Source organism: Paragemmobacter straminiformis (genome assembly GCF_014243445.1).
In the GTDB taxonomy this organism is placed as follows: Bacteria; Pseudomonadota; Alphaproteobacteria; order Rhodobacterales; family Rhodobacteraceae; genus Paragemmobacter; species Paragemmobacter straminiformis.
Map to the genome: position 1 here is coordinate 216,485 of NZ_JACLQD010000003.1, position 15,587 is coordinate 232,071.

14 protein-coding genes are annotated in these 15,587 nt (G+C 65.1%); 7 read left to right on the forward strand and 7 right to left on the reverse strand.

Annotated features, from left to right (window positions below; genetic code table 11):
- Positions 1-63: 63 nt before the first annotated feature.
- Complete coding sequence (locus H7F16_RS11590; RefSeq protein WP_185797761.1) at positions 64-618, reverse strand: DUF3576 domain-containing protein; 555 nt, start codon at positions 616-618, stop codon at positions 64-66.
- Between the two features lie 416 nt (positions 619-1,034).
- Here H7F16_RS11590 and H7F16_RS11595 point away from each other — a divergent pair, with 416 nt between their 5' ends.
- From H7F16_RS11595 to H7F16_RS11605, 3 genes are all read left to right on the forward strand, one after another.
- Positions 1,035-1,925, forward strand: coding sequence for a porin (locus tag H7F16_RS11595; protein WP_185797762.1), 891 nt, complete (start codon positions 1,035-1,037; stop codon positions 1,923-1,925).
- A 173-nt stretch (positions 1,926-2,098) separates the two neighbouring features.
- Positions 2,099-2,773, forward strand: a complete 675-nt coding sequence (locus H7F16_RS11600; protein ID WP_185797763.1) for a glycosyltransferase — start codon at positions 2,099-2,101, stop codon at positions 2,771-2,773.
- A gap of 45 nt (positions 2,774-2,818) precedes the next feature.
- On the forward strand, positions 2,819-3,727 hold the full coding sequence (locus tag H7F16_RS11605; protein ID WP_185797764.1) for a glycosyltransferase family 92 protein: 909 nt from the start codon (positions 2,819-2,821) through the stop codon (positions 3,725-3,727).
- Here the strand turns inward: H7F16_RS11605 and H7F16_RS11610 are convergent.
- Together H7F16_RS11610 and H7F16_RS11615 are read right to left on the reverse strand one after the other, a co-directional pair.
- Positions 3,724-6,423 (reverse strand): non-ribosomal peptide synthetase, encoded by a 2,700-nt coding sequence (locus H7F16_RS11610; RefSeq protein WP_185797765.1) that lies wholly within the window; start codon positions 6,421-6,423, stop codon positions 3,724-3,726. The two genes, H7F16_RS11605 and H7F16_RS11610, sit on opposite strands and share 4 nt — an antisense overlap.
- 19 nt (positions 6,424-6,442) lie before the next feature.
- The gene (locus H7F16_RS11615) at positions 6,443-7,189 is read right to left on the reverse strand and encodes a sulfotransferase family protein (RefSeq protein WP_185797766.1); all 747 of its coding nucleotides are present in this window, start codon (positions 7,187-7,189) and stop codon (positions 6,443-6,445) included.
- A 104-nt stretch (positions 7,190-7,293) separates the two neighbouring features.
- Here H7F16_RS11615 and H7F16_RS11620 point away from each other — a divergent pair, with 104 nt between their 5' ends.
- Positions 7,294-7,920, forward strand: a complete 627-nt coding sequence (locus H7F16_RS11620; RefSeq protein WP_185797767.1) for a sulfotransferase family 2 domain-containing protein — start codon at positions 7,294-7,296, stop codon at positions 7,918-7,920.
- 1 nt (position 7,921) lies between these two features.
- Here H7F16_RS11620 and H7F16_RS11625 read toward each other — a convergent pair whose 3' ends face one another.
- On the reverse strand, positions 7,922-8,710 hold the full coding sequence (locus tag H7F16_RS11625; RefSeq protein WP_185797768.1) for a hypothetical protein: 789 nt from the start codon (positions 8,708-8,710) through the stop codon (positions 7,922-7,924).
- A gap of 347 nt (positions 8,711-9,057) precedes the next feature.
- Between H7F16_RS11625 and H7F16_RS11630 the strand changes: the two genes are divergently transcribed.
- Both H7F16_RS11630 and H7F16_RS11635 read left to right on the forward strand, forming a co-directional pair.
- The gene (locus H7F16_RS11630; RefSeq protein ID WP_185797769.1) at positions 9,058-9,765 is read left to right on the forward strand and encodes a PH domain-containing protein; all 708 of its coding nucleotides are present in this window, start codon (positions 9,058-9,060) and stop codon (positions 9,763-9,765) included.
- Positions 9,766-9,808: 43 nt separating this feature from the next.
- Positions 9,809-10,972: an amidohydrolase family protein gene (locus H7F16_RS11635; RefSeq protein WP_185797770.1), complete on the forward strand. Its 1,164-nt coding sequence runs from the start codon at positions 9,809-9,811 to the stop codon at positions 10,970-10,972.
- 3 nt (positions 10,973-10,975) lie between these two features.
- Here H7F16_RS11635 and H7F16_RS11640 read toward each other — a convergent pair whose 3' ends face one another.
- The 3 genes from H7F16_RS11640 to H7F16_RS11650 form a co-directional block, all read right to left on the reverse strand.
- Entirely contained in the window at positions 10,976-12,364 is a 1,389-nt protein-coding gene (locus tag H7F16_RS11640) for a hypothetical protein (protein ID WP_185797771.1), read from the reverse strand.
- A gap of 122 nt (positions 12,365-12,486) precedes the next feature.
- Positions 12,487-13,269, reverse strand: a complete 783-nt coding sequence (locus tag H7F16_RS11645; protein ID WP_185797772.1) for a sulfotransferase family 2 domain-containing protein — start codon at positions 13,267-13,269, stop codon at positions 12,487-12,489.
- Entirely contained in the window at positions 13,266-14,132 is an 867-nt protein-coding gene (locus H7F16_RS11650) for a hypothetical protein (RefSeq protein WP_185797773.1), read from the reverse strand. The genes H7F16_RS11645 and H7F16_RS11650 overlap by 4 nt, the downstream gene beginning before the upstream one ends.
- A 409-nt stretch (positions 14,133-14,541) precedes the next feature.
- Here H7F16_RS11650 and H7F16_RS11655 point away from each other — a divergent pair, with 409 nt between their 5' ends.
- A complete protein-coding gene (locus H7F16_RS11655; RefSeq protein WP_185797774.1) occupies positions 14,542-15,489 on the forward strand; it encodes a porin in 948 nt (315 codons plus the stop codon).
- Positions 15,490-15,587: the final 98 nt, after the last annotated feature.

Consider the following 15,587-nt stretch of genomic DNA (forward strand, 5'->3'; position numbering starts at 1 on the left):
GGTTATACCCGTGGAACCGCCAAGGTCCAGCGGCTTACGCCGCCGCGTGACGTGCCTAAGCGATCAAAGTTTGCTGTCGCGGATGCGGATCTGGCGCGCGCGGGTCAGGATGGCGTCTTCCACCGCGCGGGCGGTTTCGGGCGGGACGGCGGCACCGCCGCGCGATTGCAGCGCGACCTTGAGGCTGCGGGCGTCAAGCGCAGGGTCCTGCACGTAGATCGTGGCGCGATAGGCGCGGCCACCGCCGGGGGGCGTGCCGTAGCCCGTCACGATGACCCCGGTGAAGGGGTCGACCGATTCGATGGGCAGGAAGTCCAGCACCTCGAGCGAGGCCTGCCAGAGATACTTGTTCACCTCGACCGTGGTGTTCGGATCGGCCGAGTTCTTGAACAGGTCGAAGAGCGTGGATTTGGGCTTGTCCTCGCCGGTGGCGCGGGCCTGTGCGGCGCGCTGGGCATCGGCGCGGGCCTTGCGGTCCTGCTGGTCGACCGAGGGGATTCCCGAGCGGTCGCGGCGGAACAATCCGCTGTCGCCGCTGCCGATTCCCGTGCCGCAGGCCGAGAGCGTGATGAGAAGGCCGCCGATCAGCGCGATCCGTGCCAAGCGATGCAGGTCCATACCCACCCCCGTTATCCTGTTGGGGTTGTCTAGCCCAGCCATCCGGGCCTGCCAAGGCTTTTCCCGGTGTCGATGCGTTCGCGACCGCGTTGCAGGGCCTGTCCGGCGAAAGAAAGCGCGCCCGCCCCCCTGACCGTCACCCTGCGGTAACAGATGGCACGCACGCGCCCCGCATGCGCCGTGCGCGCGAGGGGGCTGCCGGGGCGGTGATGCGGGCGGTGACAGGGGCGCGCGCAGCGCCGACCGGCGCTTGCCCCGCCGCGACAGGGCGGGGTGTGGCGGAGTTGCACCACGCAGAGGCGCATTCACATTGATTAACATGCGGGCGTTGCAATCGGGGTCGTTAGGAATGATTAACGATCCATCCCCACTCCGGATTCCCCTGGGCTGGGTTCCTTAAGACAACGAGGGAAACTATGAAAAAGATTCTTCTTGCGACCACTGTTCTGGTCGGCACCGCTGGCTTCGCCGCTGCCGAAGTGACCCTGTCGGGCGACGCCCGCATGGGTATCGTCAACGACGGTGACACCACCGAATTCTCGAGCCGCGCTCGCGTCGCTTTCACCCTCTCGGGCGAAACCGATGGCGGCCTGTCGTTCGGCGCTTCGTTCCGTGCTGACAACGCTGTTGGCGCCAACGGCAACACCGACACCACCGACGGTTCCGTGTTCATCTCGGGCGCTTTCGGCAAACTGTCGATGGGCAACGTTGCTGGCGCTGCTGAAGCTGCCGTCGGCGACCTGTCGGGCGTTGGCTACACCGGCCTCGGCGACTTCTCGGACACCGTCTACCTGACCGGTGACGGCGCTGAAGGCGAGCCGATCGTCCAGTACGCCTACACCGCTGGCGACCTGTCGGTCTACGCTTCGGCCTCGGACGGCGCCCAGGTGTCGAACTACGCCCTCGGCCTCGGCTACAAGATGGGCGACTACAACTTCGGCATCGGCTACGAATCGACCGATGACGGCCTCTTTGGCGACGATGCGACCCACGTCGTGGCGTCGGCTGGCGGCACCTTCGGCGCTGTCTCGGCCAAAGTCGTGTACGGCCAGGCTGACCTCGGCTCGGGCTTCGACCTGACCCAGTACGGCCTGTCGGCCACCTACTCGGCGGACGCTCTGGCTGTGACCGGCTACTACAAAGTGGTCGACACCGACTTCATCGCCGGTGAAACCACCGCTGTTGGCCTCGGCGCTTCCTACGACCTCGGCGGCGGCGCTTCGGTCAAGGGCGGCGTTGTGAACGTCGACAACGAGTTCCTCGGCGACAACACCGCCTACGACCTCGGCGTGACCTTCTCGTTCTGATCCTAACCGGTCAAACGATATGGAAAGAGCGGGCCTTGTGCCCGCTCTTTTCATTTGCGGGTGCAAGGCCCGGTGCTTGGCATGACCCCCGGCTTTGTCTTAAGGGTGGCTGTGATAACTTTCGTTAATGCGGTAAGACGCCGCAAAGCGGACAGGCAGGCGAGGGCACTGGAATGATGAACGTCTTTATCGGTTTCGATGAACGCGAGGCGATTGCCTACCACGTATGTGTCAACAGCATCATCCGGCATTCGTCGGATGTGGTGGCGGTCACGCCGCTCGCCCTCAAGAACCTGTCGACCTACAAGGAAACCCACAGCGACGGGTCGAACGCCTTTATCTACACGCGCTTTCTGGTGCCTTCGCTGATGAACTACCAGGGCTGGGCGCTGTTCATCGACGGCGACATGATCCTGCGCGACGATCTGGCGAAGCTGTGGGCGCTGCGCGACGAAAGCAAGGCCGTGCTGTGCGTGCATCATGATTACAAGACGCGGCAATCGACGAAATACCTTGGCTCGGCGAACGAGGATTACCCGCGCAAGAACTGGTCGAGCGTGGTGCTGTGGAACTGCGGCCATCCGGCCAACCGCGTGGTCACGCCCGATTTCGTGGCCAAGGGCACCGGCGCGCAGCTGCACCGCTTTACGTGGCTGAGCGACGATCTGGTGGGCGAATTGCCCAAGGTCTGGAACTGGCTGCCCGACGAGCTGGGCGAGAACCCCGATGCCAAGCTGTTGCATTACACGCTGGGCACGCCCTGTTTCCACGAATACGCCGATACGCCGATGGGCAGCGAATGGCACCGCGAGCGGATGCTGACGGATTACTGCGCACAGCGCGATTGACCGCCCGCCGCCGCAAGGCAGGGCCAAGCGCGGGACGCGGAACAGATGCTGGATCCTTTCGGTTTCATCGGACGATGGTTGGCGGCGCGGCGCGACCTGCAGACCGCCTTTGCGCATGAGCTGGCGGTTTGCGCCATCTTCAAGAACGAGGCGCGCTATCTCGACGAATGGCTGACATTTCACCACGGCGTCGGGGTCGGGCATTTCTATCTGTACAACGACGGCAGCACCGACGGTTTCGCCGAGGTGCTTGCCCCGTGGATCGCGGCGGGAAAGATCACCCTGACCGACTGGACGGTAAAGCCGCAGGTGCCTGCCTATAACGACTGCATCCTGCGGCGGCGGACCGAGGCGCGCTGGATCGCCTTTATCGACCTTGACGAATTCCTGTTCAGCCCGACCGGCGCGCCCCTGCCCGAGGTGCTGCGTGGCTATGCCGAGGCGGCGGCGGTCTTTGTCTATTGGGTGCTGTTCGGGTCGGGCGGGCACGAGGCGCAGCCCGATCTGCCGGTGGTCGAGGCCTATACCGCCTGCATGGGCCATGCCGCGGCGCTGGCTGACGGTTTCGACCACGGCAAGGTCAAGGACAGGTCCAACTATGTGACCGGCTGGTCGCGCGACGGCAAAAGCATCGTGAACCCGCGCAAGGTGCGGTTTCAGGGGGTTCACGCGCCACGGGCTGTCTGGTCGGGGGCGACGGTCGACGAACGGGGCCGCCCGCCACGGCAGCGGTCGGACGATTGCGACCTGCCCTATGCGGTGTTGCGGATCAACCACTACTGGTCGAAGTCGCTTGACGAGTTCCGCGCCAAGATCGTTCGCGGCAGCATTGCCAACCGCACCCGCCCCGCGCGCAATCTGGCGCGCTGGCTGGAACGCGAGGCGATGCTGAACAGCGACCGCGACGAGACGATCTTGCCGATCTGGCGCCGGATCGTCGCGGCCCGCCGCTAGGGACCAAGCAGGTGTTTGCGCAGGAAGGGCTTCAGCTCTCCCTTGCGGTGCAAAAGGTAGAGCAGCGGGTGTTCGTCAAAGCGCGGGTCTCCGGCCAGCGTGGCGCGGGGGAACAGGGCCGCCAGATCGGCGGCGGCGTCGCGGTCGCGGTCCTTGCCCGCCGAAAAGGCGATGGTGACGCGGGTTTCGGGCGACTGGTCAAGCCGCGTGGCCGCCTGCGCCAGAGGTGCCGCGAAATGCGGGTGCCGCTTGGGCGAGTCGGCCCCTGACAGCAGGATGCGGCGGCATCCGTTCTGCAGGCCCACGACCAGCGCCGGAATGCCGCCCGCGCTGGTGCCAAGCGCCACGGTTTCGCGATAGGCAAGCGGGGCCTGCCAATCGGCGATCCAGCGCGCCACCCCGCCAAGCGAGGTCGCCACCCCCGGCACGCCCGAGAAGTAATGCCTCCGGTCGGGGTCGCGCAGCAGCAAAAGGTCGTGCTGTGCAGGGTCGAGCGCGCAGAGGATCTGGTAGGTGGGCGCGGTCAGGCGCATGGCGCGGCTGGTAAAGCCGATGACCAGCGTCTTGCGGTTCGAGGGGACCGAGGGATCGGTCATCAGATCGACGTTGTCCGAAACCGTCACGCGCTGCCACGCCAGGGGATCGGTCGCGTCGGCAAGGGTGGCTGCCACCTCGCGCGACCAGTCGGCGCGGCGGCGGGCAAGGGCGGTCCTGCCAAAGGGCCACCAGCCGCGCTTTTCCGGAGATGCTGCGAAAAGGCGGGTCAGCAGGGCGGGCGGGGCCACGTTTTCAAGCGTATGGCGGATGATGTCGAGTTCGACGATGCTGGTGCAGCGTTGCAGCAGAGTGTCGTCAAAGCCGTCGCGGTCGGCGGTTGCGGCCTGCACCGCGTCAAGCAGGGCGTCGCGGTCCTTGCGGTCGGCCTTGGTGCGGAAGGGCGGCTTTTCGGTCGCGCCAAGGGTGACGAGGAAGGCCGACATTTGCCGCACGGTGTCGATCTGGGCCACGGCGTCATCGGGAATGCGCAGGCCCGTCAGCCGCTCGACCGCCAGAATGAGGCGCATGCTCGACAGGGAATCGCCGCCGATCTGCGCGAAGTCGTCGTCCAGCCCCACCTGCGGCAGGTCGAGCTCCTCGGCCCAAAGGGTTGCGACGGCGGTTTCCAGCGGGCTGGCCCGTTCGGGCTGCCCTTCGGGCGGGTGATCGGCCGCCTGTGCCTGTTCGGTGAAAGCGGCCGTCAGGGCGGTGCGCAGCACCTTTCCGATCGGGTTGCGCGGCAAGGCATCGACCAGCACCAGATGGCGCGGCACCTTGAAGGGGGCCAGCGATGCGCCGATGTGGGTCTTGATGTCGCGCAGCGTCAGCGCAGCGCCCGCGCGGGGCACGACGGCGATGGCGATATCTTCGCCCAAGGTGGCATGGGGCACCGGAAAGCAGGCGGCGTGCAGGATGTCGGGGTGGGACAGCGCCACCTCGTCCACCTCTTGCGGGGCGATCTTTTCGCCGCCACGGTTGATGATGTCCTTTGACCGACCCGTCAGGAACAGGTCGCCGTCGGTGTCGAGATAGCCGAGGTCGCCGGTATAGAACCAGCCGTTGCGGAAGGATTCGGCATTGGCCTCGGGATTGTTCTCGTAGCCTGTAAAGACGTTCGGGCCGCGAATGGCGACCTCGCCCCGTTCCAGTGCGGGCAGGGGGGTGCCGTGGTCGTCCATGATGGCGATTTCGGTTCCGCAGGGGGTGCCTGCCGATCCGGGCTTGCGCAGGGCGGGCGGCAGGCGGGTCGAGGCGATGAGGGGCGATGCTTCGGTCATGCCGAAGGTGGTGATGACGGGCAGGGCGAAAAGCTGTTCCAGTTCGGCCAGCTGCGCCGCAGGCAGGGCCGCCGCGACCGAGCGCAGGAACCGCAGCGACGACCCGCGCGGGTCGCGGCCTTCGCGGCGGGCGAGGGTGGCAATATCGCCCAAGGTGGTGGGCACGCCCTGAAACCATGTGGGCTGCGCGCTGCCGAGCAGGTCGAAGAAGCGTTGCGCATCGAAACGCCCCGAGGCGACGACGCTGCCGCCTGCGAAGATCGGGGCAAGCAGCAGGTCGACGATGCCGCCGACATGGTGCAATTCCCACATGCTGAGAACGCGGTCCTGCGCTGTCAGCCCGAGCGAGCGGGCGACCTCGCGCGTTCCGGCCAGCAGGTTCGCATGGGTCAGCGGCACCAGCTTGCCGCGCCCCGTGGTGCCCGATGTCATCAGCACGATGGCCAGATCGGACGGATCGGGTGCGGCAAGCCGCGCATCGGCTTGCGGGGCCGAGACCGCGTGAAAGTCGAGCAAGGGCAGGTCCAGCACCTGCGCCGCTTCGGCGGCGGCGGGCAGGGCCTGCGGCAGCGTCAGAACGGCGGCGACCCCGGCCATCGAGAAATAGGCCAGCAGTTCGGACAGGGTCGAGGACGGGTTGAACGGCACGGCAACGCCCGCGATGGCCGTGGCGAAAAGCGCCTGGCACATCTCGGCCCCTGCGGGAAGGACAATGGCGATACGGCGTTTCGCGAAGCCCTTGGCCTGAAGCCCTGCCGCAAGCGACAGGACCGCCGATTCGAACGCCGCATAGTCAAGCGTGACGCCCTGCGGGATGATCAGGGCAGGCGCGTCGGGCGCGCGGCGGGCTGCGTCTTGCAGAAGTGTAAGGACGGTGGACAAGCGGTTTTCCTGTGCTGGATCAGCCGCGCTCGGCCGCGAGGGCGGCGGCGAGACGGGATTCGAGGGCGGTGATGTCGAGACCGGCAAACCCGCGCAGCGCCGCGCGTTCGATGCGTTCCCGCAACCCGATCGCGCTGCTGCGACGGTTGAGGGCGGGACGACGCGAATCCTGCAAGGGGCGGCCGACAAAGGCTTGCAGCCGCCGCAGTTCGGCATCGTCGGTCAGAAGGGTTTCGTAGTTGAGCAGGATGCGCCGCGCGGGGGCGGTCGAGTCATAGGCGGCGAGCATGCCGTGATTGTAGAGATACCATGCCCGCAGCGCCCGCGCGCCACGGCTGACCGAAAGGTGTTTGCGCGCGGTGTAGTGCCGCCGCACGCTTGCCGCGCTGCGATAGACGCAGATCACGCGCAGGTCGGGCAGGGCTTCGGCCCAGAAGGCGTGGGTCAGGCAAGAGCGGGGGTCCTTGAACCCCCAGTCACCGCCGGGGGCCGCGATTTCGGACGCAAGGGCCCGTGCCTCGGCGATGCGGTCGGCATGGTCGGGGCCTGCGGCATAGGGGGTGATGACGCGCAGGCTGTTCGCCTCGCCGCAGCCCAGCAGGCGCTTGTTCAGGCCGTTCGTCGAGAGCCGTTCGAAATGGTTGCCCTGATCGTAGCTGCGGGAATCGACGCCCTCGATCATGCCGATACCCGATGCGTCGAGCATCTGGCTAAGCAGGGTCGTGCCTGACTTGTGCATGCCGAGGATGGTGTAGACCGTGGTCATCGGGCGTTTTTCCTTTAGCCGGGAAGGCGAAGTCGTTAATTCCTGCGAATCGGCGCCGGTCGCGGTTTGCGAAGGGGCCGGAGCATTCAGAAAGAGGTTCGGTCGTGGCAGTCTTTTCGTGTCGTGGGCATTCGGTGCTGTTCGTCCATATTCCGAAATGCGCCGGGACAAGCGTTACGGCCATGCTCGAGGGGTTGGGCGAAAAGCGGTTCGATGATCGCATCCGCATCGGCCGGCACGCGCTGCGCCCGCGCCATTTGCCGCGCGAGGCGCTGGAGCGGATCTTCCTGCCGGGGATGTTCGATTACAGTTTCATGATGGTCCGCAACCCTGTCGAGCGTGTGCTGAGCGAATATCGCTACCAGTGCCGCAAGGCCTTTCCGCGTTGGCAGGCCATTCTGGGATTTGACCGTTGGCTTGCGCTGTCTTTGGCCCGCGCGGCGCAAGACCCGTGGTACCGCGAGAACCATTTCCGCCCGCAGACCGATTTCCGCGTGTTCGACTGCGATGTGTTCCGCATCGAGGAGGGGCTTGCCCCGCTGGTCGGCAAGCTGGCCGCAATCACGGGAATGGACATGCCCGCCGTGACCGAACACAGGAACCGGACCGAAGCGCAGGACATCAGGATGACGCGCAGATCGCTCGAGTCGATCCTGCGCACCTATCGCGCCGACTTCGAGGCGTTCGGATATCCTTCGGAGGTTCAAGACTATCACTCGCTGTTGCGCTAGGTCAGAGGTGCCAGTGTTCCGCCGCGAACGGCGCCTGTTTCAGGTGGCCGTGGTGGCGGTGCAAGACGTCCTTGGGCTTGGTCTGGCCTGAAAACGAGACGATCGCCTCGCCCTTTCCCGGAAGGCGGGCCTTGCCCAGAAAGGCGGTGGTCAGGCCCAGTTGCCCGGCGCGGCGGCCGAGGAAATAGCTGAAGGATCGGGCCGCGCAATCGACGCGGAAGATGATGATCTTGTTGTCGGGGAAATGGTCCATCTCGCGCCCTTTGAAATGGTGTTCAAGCCAGCGCTGTTCGCTGAAGGGGTTGTCGTTCTTGCCCGGCAGCCTGTTCGACCAGCCTTGGACATCGGCCACGAAGTCGTTCCAGATATGCGCCATCGAGCCGACCCGCAGCCGGTAGACCGCGCCATGCCCGCGCGAACGGGTGCGGCTTGCCCTGTGGCGGGCGATGACGAAATCGAGTTCGGGCCGGTCGGCAAGGAAATCGAGGCTGCCGACGATCACGATGTCGATGTCGAGGCTGACGACGTAATCTTTCGGGCCAAGCCCGAGGAAGCCTTCGGAGAAGGTATAGATCTTGGGGCCGTTTCCGATGCGCCCCAATTCCGAGAGGGGGGCGGTTTCAATATCGGCGGCAAGGCCGGTCGTGTCATCGGTCAGGCAAAAGAACCGATGCGGAATCGACAGGTTGCGGCGCACGCTGGCGCGCAGGATGTTCACTTCCTCAGACGAATACCGGTCGCCCCATTTGTAGCAGATGATATTGAGATGCTTGATGGGCGCATGTGACATGGGCGTTTGCGGCTTTCCTTGTTTCGCCGGTATCAACCGACCGATCTTTCGAGACATTCAATCAATCTTTAGGTCCGTCCGAGCGACGTTTTCCCGCGGATGGCGGCCTGTTGCGGCCTAAATCCCGACTCCGGAACATGGACTTCGGCGCGTCGTTCAGTTAACCATCACTAACAGAATGTTCAAACGGACTCTGGCGATCGCGCGTTTCGGAAAGCCGGTGCAACGGCGGTCCGGACGGCTTTCGTCATAGTTGTCCCTGCGTAAAGGCGTTGCCTGATTTGGCCGACAAAGCACCAGTCAATGTCGTTTGCATAAAATGGGGCCAGAAATACGGGCAACATTATGTGAACAACCTGTATCGCGGCGTGTCGCGTTTCATGGACCGTGATTTCCGGTTCATCTGCTTTACCGACAATGCGCGCGGTCTCGACAGCGGGATAGAAATCCAGCCGATTCCGGTCGAACCTTTCGAGCATGCCTATGACTACGGCCGCACGCGCGAGGGGCGCAAAGGCGCGTGGCGCAAGATCTCGCTGTTCAAACCGGGTCTTGCCGGAATGCAGGGCCAGATGATCGGGTTCGACATCGATGTGGTCGTGACCGGACCGCTTGGCCCGATCCTCGACTTTGCGCCCGGGCGCGTGGCCTTTCGGCGCGAGTGGCGTTACGCGCGCTTCGGACGTCAGGGGGGGCACGGATCGGTCTTTACCTTCGACCCGTCGCTGCACCCCTATCTTTACGAGGATTTCGCCCGCGATCCGATCCGGATGATCGATATGCACAAGGGCAGCGAGCAATATTACTCGTCGATCACGGCGCTGCGGCACGGGCAGCTCAGCTATCTGCCGAACGAGCTGGTTTGCAGCTACAAGCGCGACCTTCTGCCGGTTTTCCCGCTGAACCTGCTGCGCCAGCCGCAGCCGCCCAAAGGGTGCAGCGTGCTGTGCTTTCACGGCAAGCCGAGCATCGAAGAGGCGCTTGCCGGTGTCAGCCGGCCGCTGCGCTATCGGGCCAAGGGCTTTGAATGGTTGAAAGAATATTGGACGGCCTGAACCGCCGCCCCTTTGGTGCGGCCAGAGAAGAACGGAACATGCTGTGACGGATGCTGCAATCAACGTGCCCGCGACACGGACGCCCTATTACAAGGAACTCGCCCGGGCGATCCAGGCGCATGGCGGCCATTTCAATTCGCATCTGCATCTGGACCGCGCCGGAACCTATCACGAGACGTTGCGGATCCTGACCGGAAGCACGCTTCAGGACGCGACCACGCTGACCCTTGCGGGAAAGCATGCGCTGATTCCGCTGATTCACCAAAGCGCGCTTTACGACCCGCCGGTGTTGGCCGAGCGCGTCGCCTTTTATCTGGACGAGATGATCGCCGCCGGAACGCGGCGGGCCGACAGTGTGGTCGATACCACGGCGGATCGGGTGGAATTGTCGGCGCTGCACGTCTTTGCCGAATTGCAGGACCGGTATCGCGGGCGGCTCGACCTGCGCTTCGGGGCCTATACGCCGCTGGGCCTGCGCGATGACGAGCCGCGCCGCTGGGCGCTGCTGGAAGAAGGGGCGCGCTTTGCCGATTTTCTGGGGCTGTTGCCGGAACGCGATGACCGCGAGATGTATCCCGACCATATCGGGTTCCGCGAAAGCTGCCTGCGGGGCATTTCGCTGGCGCGGTCTTTGGGCAAGCACATCCACATCCATGTCGATCAGGCGAACCACGCCGCCGAGGGTGCGACCGAAATCCTTCTGGATGTGCTGGACGAAATCGGCGGGCCGGTGCCGCAGCCCGAGCCGGACGTCTGGCTTATTCACGTCATCTCGCCCTCGACCTATGACGAGGGGCGCTTCGAGACGCTGGTGCAGCGCATGGCCGGACATAATGTCGGTGTGATCACCTGCCCGTCGGGTGCGATCAGCATGCGGCAATATCGGGGCCTGACCTCGCCCACGTTCAACTCGATCGCGCGGGTTCTCGAGTTTCTGGCCGCCGGAATTCAGGTGCGGATCGGGTCGGACAACATCTGCGATGTCACCTCGCCGCTGGGCACGCCCGACATGATGGACGAGGTTTTCGTTCTGGCGAATGCGCTGCGCTTCTATGACATCGAAATCCTTGCGAAACTGGCCGCGGGCAAGGCGCTTGACGCTGCCGAGCGCGCGCGGATCGCGGCGCATCTTGAAAATGACCGCGAGATCGCGGGCAGGATCGAAGCCGGTGTGCGCGCCAAGCTTGACGCCCGGCCGCGCGGCTAGGCGTCATTCATAGGCGAAGGGCGCGGGGTCGATCTGCCCCGAGGGGATGCCGATCACCGGCGGCGCTGTGGCCGGTTTGGTTCCCGACAGGCAGGCGAGGATATCGCCAAGAAGGGCCGGGGTCGTCACCGGCCTGCCGCCATGATCCAGCGCCGCGCAGGTGCCGGGGTATTTGACAGCCGCCAGAACGCCGAAGGTGTCGGTCAGGGCAAAGGCCGAAGCCTCGGGCGTTTGCGGCGCTTCCGACAGGCCCACGCCCATGTCGCCAAAGACGAAAACGATGGCATCGGGGCTTTGCGCCTCGATCTCGGTCAGAAGCCGGTCCATCAGCCGCGCGGCGGTTTCGGTCGAGGCGGCATAGCGTTCGGCGAAATCGGCGGTGGCGGCCGGATCGGGCGCGTCGAGCTTTGGCCCCCGATAGTGGTAGGGCGGGCGGAAATGGCCCAGAAGGACGGTCGGTTCCGGGTTCGCAAGCGCCGTGCCGATGGCGGCAGCATAGGTTTCGGCAAGATCGGCCTCGGTCGGGCCGAAGCTTGCGTAAAGGCGGCTGTCGCGCAGGGTGCAGGCCCCGATGAACAGCGTGTTCCGCACCGCATCGGGCAGGAAGGTATCGGCGCAAACCGAGGCATCGCGGGCGATGGTCAGCCGGTCGATAAAGGGTCCGGCGAAGCGGCCGAACTTGCGGTCCTCGGTGACGGCGTCGATCCTGTAGCCATTGGCGGCAAAGGCATCGAACACGGCACTGGGTTGCGCGCCGGTGAAGGCATGGCCCGAATCGTCGCTTTCGTCATCGGGCAGGATGCGGGCGTTGCCGAGGGTGAGCAGCGCTTCGTAAGAGCGGCGGGTCGGAGATGCGCCGGAAAAGCTGTTGGGAATGCGGGTCAGCCCGTGCCGTTCCAGCACATCCTGCAAGCCCGTCGCGGTCAGGCCAAGGTGGTCTTGCGCGATCCGGTCGGGAATGGCCGACAGGAAGCCGAGCAGAAAGACATCGGGGCGTTTGGCAAAGCGCGGGGCATTGGCGGAAGGCGCGGGCAGGTCGCGCGCGGCTTGCCCCTGCCACGCGGCGCGGCGGTCAAGCGCCTCGGGCGTCAGATAGGCGACGGACCCGACAAGCGCCGTGGCGGCAAGCGCGGTTGCCAGCGGAACGATCAGGCTTTGGCTGCCGTCGGCCCTGCCCCTGCCGACCCATGCCCCCAGAAGGCACAGGGCGAAACCGCCAGCCGCAAGGGTCAGCCCGCTTGGCCCCGACGCGGGGGCCAGAAGGCAGGCGGTGTAGCCTTGCGCTCCGGCTGCCAGTGCTGCCGCCAGAAGCCAGCCGATCCGGCGCGGGGCAAAGGACAGAAGCGCGGTCGAGACCAGCAGCGCCAGAACCAGCGTCAGCAGGATGACCACGGCATCGGGCGTGGCGACGATGGGCCAAAGATAGCCAAGGCTCGCCGCGACTGCCGTGACCAGCGACGTTGCGGCAAAGACGACCGGACCGGAGACGGCGGCATCGGGGGCGGGTGTTCGGGTCAGGAGGTAAGCTCCGCTGCGACGGGTTTCGGGGACAGACCGCGTTTGTAGGACAAGAGATCGAAGTCGCTGGCGAAAAGGTCGGTCACCAGCGCCTCGGCGGCGGGGGTGTAGAATTCGGCCAGTTTGGCGCTTGCCCTTGTGCGTGTCTGGCTGTTCACCTGACCCATCCGCTGGGCAAGATCGCGCCCGACGGGAATTTCGCGGCGGGTCAGCAGATCGATGAAGCAATCGGGAAATTCTTCGAAGCGCAGCACGCTGTCATAGGCCGAGAGCGGCGCGAAGATCAGCTTGTGCTGCGCGTCCCAATGCGGGTCTTTCGTCAAGGCGCCGTCGGCCAGCCATTTGAGAAAGTCGGAAAACCCGCCCCGGTCGAGAGGGAAGGCGCGGAAATCGCTTTGGTAGCTGTCCTTGGCGAATTTGTTCAGAAAGGCCGACAGCACGCGCGAATAGGGGTCGCGGGTGATGACGAAGAAATGCATGTCGCGCGCGCGGCGCAGTTCGGGCCAGCTTGCGCTTTCCAGATGGCGCAGGCTGCGCTTGGCAGACTGGTCTTCCAGCCGCCGCCCTGTTCCCAGTTCGGTCAGGATCGAGACGGTGGTCGAGTTGGCATTCTTTTTCACGCGGTTGTAGCCAAGGCCGATCTGCGGAAAGAGGCTGACATGACGGGCCGCCGCAGGGTTGACCGTGGCCGGATCGAAACGGTCGCCCAGCAGAACCGGCAGCATGCGCCGCGTCGCCGCGCGTTTGGTCCGTTCCAGCGCGTCGGACAGGATACTCATGGTTTCACCATCATGACAAAAGGGGAAAGCTCGGGTTCGGTGGTGGAAAGCCGGTGCGTTCCGGCCAGCTTTTGCAGCAGGATCACATCGGCCTGAACGTGTTTCGGCAGCGCATCGGCGCGATTGGCCTTGTTGCGGGTGATCTCGCCGCCCATCAGGAATTCGTTGCGTCCGGCAAGGCCGATGCCCGACAGCACATAATGCGCATCGGGGCCGTTTTCCGCGATGGCGACCAGCAGCGCCAGAAGTCCGGTCGAGGGGCGGTATTTCGCCCGCGCGTCCTTGTGCCCTTGGCCCAAAAGCCAGCCGAGGCGCAGTTTCTGGATCTCGACCCAGTCGCGCGCCACGACGGGCAGCGGCTGGCGAAAGAAACTGGCGTCGGTCACCGGATAGCCGCAGCCGCCGATGCGGCGGGTCAGGGCGCGGCGTTCGGCGACGCTGTAAAGCGTGGTGCCCTTGGCAAAGCCGCCTTCGAGCAGGCCGCGCGCCCGGTTGACCAGATCGCGCCCGCCCGGATCGGCGAAAAGGACCAGTCGGTCAAAGCCGCAGTGGCGGACCGTTTCCAGCTTGCGGCGGTAAAGCGCGTCGTTCGGCCCGCCCTCGATCAGCCCTTTGGCCATGACAAGGGCGCTGGCGACGACTGTCTTTTCGGCAAAGCCTGCGGCCTCGGACTCGCGGTCCATGATCGCGGCGTTGGCGGCATAGATCGCATCGCCGGCGGGAAGCGCCGATCCGGGTTTCGCGCCGAAGATGACGACTGTTTTCAGGGCATCGGTCCTTGCGTGCTGGGCGGGGCGGGGCGCGGAACAGGCGGCACGGGCGACAAGGAACACGGGGCGCAAGGTGGCGCGGCGCGGTAACATCGGGCCGCGCCGGATGCGCCGCATTTGGGTAGCACCGCAGGCCGCCTTGATCCAGCCCGCGGGTGGTTGGTGGCGAAAAATCGGTGCGGCCTGTCGTGAAGCGAATCGGGCGGGGGCGGGAATGGCGGGCCGTCCGCGACCGTTGCGTTAGCAGGGCCTTGGGCGTACGGGCCGTTCGGGCGGGCCGGGGTGACGCTGCGGAAGGCGGGCGCATCGGCCTTTGGATCAAGGGTTTACGCCCCCGCGCGCGGCGCTTTGCCTGTGATGCGCCAATGCATCGCACTGTGGCGATGATGCACCATGACACCCGCGTTTTCGCCGCATCTGCAACCTTGGGGTTCACCTGATACGGAAACGCAGACTATTTTCCGCCCCATCGGAGTGTTTGTAACCCGTAAGGAGAGTTCCTATGAAAAAGATCCTGCTCGCGACGACCGTGTTCGTTGCAGCTTCCGCCGCCGCCCACGCTGAAGTGACCCTGTCGGGAACCGCGCGTATGGGCATCATCGCCCAGAACGTCGACACCGATCCGCTGTTCAACGGCGAGACGATTGAATCGCAAACCGGTCTGACCTCGCGCGCTCGCGTCGCCTTCAGTGCTTCGGGCACCAGCGACTCGGGCCTCGAGTTCGGCGCCGGCTTCCGCGCTGACAATGCCGCTGCCGCCAATTCGGGCACCGCTGGTTCGGTGTTTGTCTCGGGCGCCTTTGGCAAACTGGCTATGGGCGACGTCGACTCGGCCGCCAACACGCTGGTTGGCAACGTGTCGGGCGTGGGCCTGACCGGTCTGGGCGATTCGAACGAACTTGGCTATGTTGGCGGTCCGGCCGGTGCCTTGTACACCTACTCGTCGGGCGCTCTGAGCCTGGCTCTGTCGGTTAAGGGCCTTGGCGCTACGCCGGTCAACAACAAGGACACCGCTCTTGCGACCCTGACCGATGCAGACGCCAAAAATACCAAGGCTGACGCGCAGTCGATCGCCGTTGGTTACAAGACCGATGCCTACAGCGTTGCTCTGGGCTACGAAAAAGCCACCATCGACACCGACATCACGGCTGCTGGCACCACCGAAGACACCGTTGACCAGCTTTCGCTGGGCGTTTCGGGCACCTTCGCTGGCGCGACCGTCAAAGCTGTCGTTGCCGACAACGGCACCAACGTGCTGAAAGCGGTTTCGGTTGACTACACCGTGTCGGGCATCGTTGCGACCGCTTTCGCTGCTGACAAGGGCGACAACAACTCCTACGGCCTCGGCGGTTCGTACGACCTCGGCGGTGGCGCTTCCTTCGTTGCTGGTATCCAGCAAACCGAAGGTTCGGACACCCAGTACGACGCTGGTCTGTCGTTCTCGTTCTGATCCGTCAGAACCTGATGGGGAAAGGGCGGGCCTTGTGCCCGCCCTTTTTCTTTGCTTTCCGTGGCGTTGCGGGGCGCTAGATTGGCGCTGAACACGGG